We start from the raw sequence: 1,600 nt of genomic DNA, 5'->3' as shown, positions 1-1,600 counted from the left end.
CAGTCGCTTCTCGCTGGTCTCTGCGGCCACCCCCAGCTCGAGGAGCAAGTCCTCTCACCAGTGATGGCCCCCCTTCTCCCGAAGTTACGGGGGCATTTTGCCGAGTTCCTTAACCATAGTTCACCCGAACGCCTCGGTATTCTCTACCTGACCACCTGAGTCGGTTTAGGGTACGGGCCGCCATGAAACTCGCTAGAGGCTTTTCTCGACAGCATAGGATCATCCACTTCACCACAATCGGCTCGGCATCAGGTCTCAGACTATTGCCAGGCGGATTTACCTACCTGACGTCCTACACCCTTACCCCGGGACAACCACCGCCCGGGCTGGACTACCTTCCTGCGTCACCCCATCACTCACCTACTGCAAGTCTGGTTCGCCGGCTCCACCACTCCCCTTTGCCCGAAGGCTCCGGGGCGGCTTCACGGACTTAGCATCGCCTGGTTCAGTGTTTGACGCTTCACAGCGGGTACCGGAATATCAACCGGTTATCCATCGACTACGCCTGTCGGCCTCGCCTTAGGTCCCGACTTACCCTGGGCAGATCAGCTTGACCCAGGAACCCTTAGTCAATCGGCGCACACGTTTCCCACGTGTGTATCGCTACTCATGCCTGCATTCTCACTCGTGAACCGTCCACCACTGCCTTCCGGCGCGGCTTCACCCGGCACACGACGCTCCCCTACCCATCCATACAGGCGTTGGCCCTATGTGTATGAATGACACGACTTCGGCGGTACGCTTGAGCCCCGCTACATTGTCGGCGCGGAATCACTAGACCAGTGAGCTATTACGCACTCTTTCAAGGGTGGCTGCTTCTAAGCCAACCTCCTGGTTGTCTCTGCGNATAGGATCATCCACTTCACCACAATCGGCTCGGCATCAGGTCTCAGCCTTGTGTGCGACGGATTTACCTACCGCACGGCCTACACCCTTACCCCGGGACAACCACCGCCCGGGCTGGACTACCTTCCTGCGTCACCCCATCACTCACCTACTGCAAGTCTGGTTCGCCGGCTCCACCACTCCCCTTTGCCCGAAGGCTCYGGGGCGGCTTCACGGACTTAGCATCGCCTGGTTCAGTGTTTGACGCTTCACAGCGGGTACCGGAATATCAACCGGTTATCCATCGACTACGCCTGTCGGCCTCGCCTTAGGTCCCGACTTACCCTGGGCAGATCAGCTTGACCCAGGAACCCTTAGTCAATCGGCGCACACGTTTCCCACGTGTGTATCGCTACTCATGCCTGCATTCTCACTCGTGAACCGTCCACCACTGCCTTCCGGCGCGGCTTCACCCGGCACACGACGCTCCCCTACCCATCCATACAGGCGTTGGCCCTATTGTATGAATGACACGACTTCGGCGGTACGCTTGAGCCCCGCTACATTGTCGGCGCGGAATCACTAGACCAGTGAGCTATTACGCACTCTTTCAAGGGTGGCTGCTTCTAAGCCAACCTCCTGGTTGTCTCTGCGACTCCACATCCTTTCCCACTTAGCGTACGCTTAGGGGCCTTAGTCGATGCTCTGGGCTGTTTCCCTCTCGACCATGGAGCTTATCCCCCACAGTCTCACTGCCGCGCTCTCACTTACCGGC

Annotated in this window: 1 rRNA gene; it reads right to left on the bottom strand. The window is 58.6% G+C overall.

Features of this window, described 5'->3' with window-relative positions:
- Nucleotides 1–1,600, bottom strand: a 23S ribosomal RNA gene (locus BFN33_RS48985); the annotation flags it as partial.

Source organism: Streptomyces sp. LUP47B, from assembly GCF_001746295.1.
GTDB lineage: Bacteria > Actinomycetota > Actinomycetes > Streptomycetales > Streptomycetaceae > Streptomyces.
The sequence above is the reverse complement of the archived record's forward strand: the minus strand, read 5'-3'. Positions and strand labels throughout refer to the sequence as shown.